Origin of the sequence: Aeromonas sp. HMWF017, from assembly GCF_003061465.1 — a bacterium.
Lineage (GTDB): Bacteria > Pseudomonadota > Gammaproteobacteria > Enterobacterales > Aeromonadaceae > Aeromonas > Aeromonas veronii.
On record NZ_QAJD01000180.1, the window covers coordinates 1,916 to 6,100 of the forward strand.

The window sequence follows — 4,185 nt, forward strand, 5'->3', positions numbered from 1 at the left end:
GGTCAGATGCCCGGCTTGCCGGGGGCAGTCAAGGTGCCACCCGCACCACCAGCGACTATCCCAGCGAATGCCATTCAAAAGAGCATGGAGTCAATGGCCCCGCTGGTGAAGCCCTGCCCCTTTGCCCGGGGAGGTAAGGCATGACCTTTCAAGAGTGGCGCAGCCAGCACCCCGGCCAACTGTTTGCCATCGTCGATGCCGCGCTCGATACCACTGCGGTTGCAGACTACTGCAACCAGGGCGGTGCCAATGCCATCCCTTTGTTTGCCGGTACGGCGTTTGCGGACCAAGCCGAACAAGGCCCCTGGCTACTGCCCGACCCAGCTCCCGAGTTTATCGCGGCTCATCCGCAACTGGGCGGCGTCTACGTCACAAGCGATGCGGCTATCGACATCGTCCAGCAGCACTGGCAAAGCCTGATAGAGGTAGCCTTCGAAGGGGAAGTGATGTGGCTGCGTTATGCCGATAATCGGGTCTTTCCCAAGATGCTGACCACCATGAGTCAGCAGGAGCTCGATGATGTACTGGGCCCCTGCTTGAGCCTGTGGGCCAACGACAGTGCCTGGCAACGCACACCTGATACCGAATTTACTCCCCGCCAAGCCCCCTGGTTTCGCATTCAGCCTCACCACTTGACGCCGCTGTATGACGAAAGCCGTCACGCCTACATCCTCTCTCGACACTTCTGGCAACGGATGGAAGATATGATGGCGCGTCATCCCAATCCGGAAGCCGCCATTACCACCGTCCTCAAGCAGGCCAATCAAGCTGGGCTGGCAGGCGACGTCCTTGACGGCGTGGTGGCAGGTGCCCTCACGCTGCAGGCAAGCATGGCACTTGATGCCATCAGATCGCCCTTGATGCTGACCGACGACGAAATGGCACAGGTGAATAACTGGCTGAACAAACATCCTGAATTGATAGGAGCCGTGTAATGGCGATTTCTCCCTACTGCATCCCCTGTGAGAAGAACAACTGCTGGATTGAGATAGACGTTCGCGACGAACAGAACCGCTCGTTCAAGGGGCAAAAAGCCACCTTGACCGATGCCAGTGGCACCAGCAAAACCGTGACCCTGAAAGACGGCCCGACCCTGGTACAAGGCTTTGCGGTGGGGCCGGTCACCGTCAAGCTGGAGACCCAACCCTGGCTCAAAGCCGCCCAATCCCGTGAAGCCCTCAAAAAGGGCGAGGCCAGTCAGGTTCCCGCCTACACCGAGAAGTTTTGGGGGCACTGTGACGTGAAGCGCGAGCATGTCAAAGTGACCACCGGCGACCTCTGCCTCACTGACCCAGAACAGCCGCTACCAGAAGGACATAAAGCCGGGCAAGCCCAGCCGCCACGGTTTATCACCAAGCATTCCTACGTGATTGAGGTGAAGGGCTATCAGCTGAATATCCTGCGTATCGGTGTGTTCTTTGACGGCACCGCCAACAACACCTTCAAGCACCAAGAAGGGCAGCCAGCCCTGGAGGCTGCATTGGCCTCCTGCTCCCCAGCGGAGCAGGAAACCTTGCTGGAGCAATGTTTTAATGATGCGCTGCCCAGCGAGCTCAATAACAGCGAGAAAAACGACGTCACCAATATTGGTAAGGCTCATCGCTTATACCTGCCGCCAACAGAAACTGAGTTGACGGTGGCGGTTTATGTTGAAGGTATAGGTACCACCCAAGGGCAGGATGACACGAAAGCGGGCCTTGCCGCAGACAAGGGCGACACCTCCAGCGCCGCTCGGGTCGAACAAGCGTGTCGTGCTCAGATTGTTGCAGAGATAAAAGAACAACTTGAGCGAATACTGCCAACCATCGAGTGTATCCATAAAGTTGAGTTCGATGTATTCGGCTTTAGCCGAGGTGCTTCTGCTGCTCGCCAGTTTGTTAACCGTATTGACAAGAAGGGTGACCATCCTTTGGTTGAGGCCATTGCGAATGCTCCCGAAATCCGCCTGAAAGCGGGCTTTGACTGGTCGAGTCGTGATGATGTGCGCATTCAGTTTGTTGGGTTGTTTGATACAGTGGTCAGCTCATATTTGTGGGGCAAACGCAGCGTGGTGCTGGATCCTGATTGTGCTGAACGAGTGGTGCATATCGTTGCTGCCGATGAGTGGCGTTTTCACTTCGACCTGACCCGTATCACTGACGATGCTGCAGGAACCGAGATTGCAGACAACTTTACCGAAGTCATCATTCCCGGTGCTCACTCTGATGTCGGAGGTGGCTATTACAGTCGCTGGAGCCTGCGAGATCCTAACTATGCCTCACCCGTGATCACCGAAAATACCGTGATCGCCACCTTCCGTTCCGATGAGTGGGTTCGTAGCGAGATCACCGGTTCGAAGGCATATCGTGATGCCACAGTCTATGCTCGAATGCGTTCAGAACAGGGGTGGGCCAAGGGGAGCAAGTTGCTCCAAACGCACAGTAGTCCGACTGTGTCCGGGTATCTGAATGTGCGCCCTCATCGTCTTCCCACTGTGGGCAAAGACGCGTCAGAGCAAAAAATGACTGTGGATGTAGTGTTACATCGTGTGGTGGAGGGGGAGTATTCGCGTATACCGCTGCACATGATGGTAGAAGCTGCACGGGATGCCGGTGTTCCCTTTATTAAGTGGGACCCCAGTCGTCGAGACTTAATGCTCAATAGTGCCATTTCGAACCCTACTGTCGATCTTGCTGCTCTCGATAAGCAATGGGTGGATGCGGCAAAACGCCGTAAGGATATCGTCAACCTGGCCATAGCTTTGCCTTCAGAGGTGTATCAACAACTGCGGTTAGGATATTTGCACTACAGCGCAGACACTGGGTTGGTCAACACTCCCAACACTGTTGGAGGCAAAGAAGTGCGTCAGAGTACCGGTAACAAAAAGGGTGGTTATTAATGCGAAGAATATTACTGCTTCTGCTGTTATTGCCACTAGCAGTAGCTAGCCAATCCACACAAGCATCTTCCAGAAATTTAGACTGGCGTCATATGGTCGGTTCTAATGCAGATCTGATATGGGTAACCGAGGCATTGTTTTATCGCGAAGGAAAACTGGTCGATGCATCATCCAGTGGCGCAGCCGGATTTGTCGGGCCAAAAGCACTTAAGTCCAAGGATTATCGTTGGCGCATTGGCAAAGGCCGCCGTGATATTCACCCTGCTCCCGATCGAGTTGAAGTTGAGTGGGTTTCATTTCACGACAAGAAGCGCTATCGGATTAGCTTGGCGTTGCCAGCAGAGCTGGAAAGCATGATTGCACAACCTTATCGCATCAAGGTAAGGAATGAGTGGCGTGAAGAGAGGCGGGATAATATTGGCTTAGGCATGGCGACAGGTGGTTATGTCGAGGCCTTTTTAACCAGTGTCAGAGCTACGCCCGATATCCTGCTGGCTAGGGGAATAGCCAAAGAGGTAACGGATGATCCCTTTGACAAGCGCTTCCCGCTCTCCAGTCAGTATAAAAATGCTTGGGCAGACTTTGATGCGAAGTACAGCAAAGTCTATCAACAGTACCCCGTTCCCATGGGCATGGATTGGGCCCCGATCATGGACGCTTATCGCGCAGCACAGCCCAAAACAGATACTGACCCGGTCCAATGATGACCTCCATGCGCTGGGTTCTCTTATTACTGCTGTTGCCGTTAGTCGCAGCCTGCCAAGCTGCCCCCACAGACCTCAAACAACTGGACTGGCGCCATATGGTGGGTTCGAACGCTGATGAGTTATGGGTGACGGAGGTACTCTTTTATCGTCAAGGTAAGTTGGTGGATGCCTCGACCAATGGTTCTGCCGGTTTTGTCGGCCCTAAAGCTCTTAAGGCCAAAGATTATCGCTGGCGCATTGGCAAGGGGCGTCGTGATATTCACCCCGCTCCTGATAAGGTAGAGGTAGAGTGGATTTCATTCCATGATAAAAAGCGCTATCGCATTAGCCTAGCCTTGCCAGCAGAACTGGAACGCATGATTGCGCAACCTTATCGCATCAAGGTGAGGGATGAATGGCGTGAAGTACGTCGCGATAACATTGGCTTAGGTATGGCCACCGGCGGCTATGTGGAAGCATTTTTAACCAACGCCAAAGTGAAGCCTGATAACTTGCTGGCCAGGGGGATTGCTAAAGAGGTTACTGATGACCCTTATGATCAACGTTACCCTCTATCCAGTCAGTTTAAAAATGCTTGGGCACGTTTTGACAAAGATTACA

General features: G+C 53.8%; 4 protein-coding genes. All 4 read left to right on the top strand.

The features are described from left to right. Positions 1-140 precede the first annotated feature (140 nt). Positions 141-935, top strand: a complete 795-nt coding sequence (locus tag DBR30_RS20275) for a DUF4123 domain-containing protein (RefSeq protein ID WP_108542320.1) — start codon at positions 141-143, stop codon at positions 933-935. Beyond that, positions 935-2,878 carry a phospholipase effector Tle1 domain-containing protein gene (locus DBR30_RS20280; RefSeq protein WP_108588502.1) on the top strand — a complete coding sequence of 648 codons (1,944 nt, stop codon included), beginning with the start codon at positions 935-937 and terminating at the stop codon, positions 2,876-2,878. Before DBR30_RS20275 ends, DBR30_RS20280 begins: the two co-directional genes overlap by 1 nt. Continuing rightward, positions 2,878-3,582, top strand: coding sequence for a DUF2931 family protein (locus DBR30_RS20285; protein ID WP_108539775.1), 705 nt, complete (start codon positions 2,878-2,880; stop codon positions 3,580-3,582). Before DBR30_RS20280 ends, DBR30_RS20285 begins: the two co-directional genes overlap by 1 nt. A gap of 8 nt (positions 3,583-3,590) precedes the next feature. After that, on the top strand, positions 3,591-4,185 hold a 595-nt coding region (locus tag DBR30_RS20290; protein ID WP_108588503.1), incomplete at its 3' end, for a DUF2931 family protein.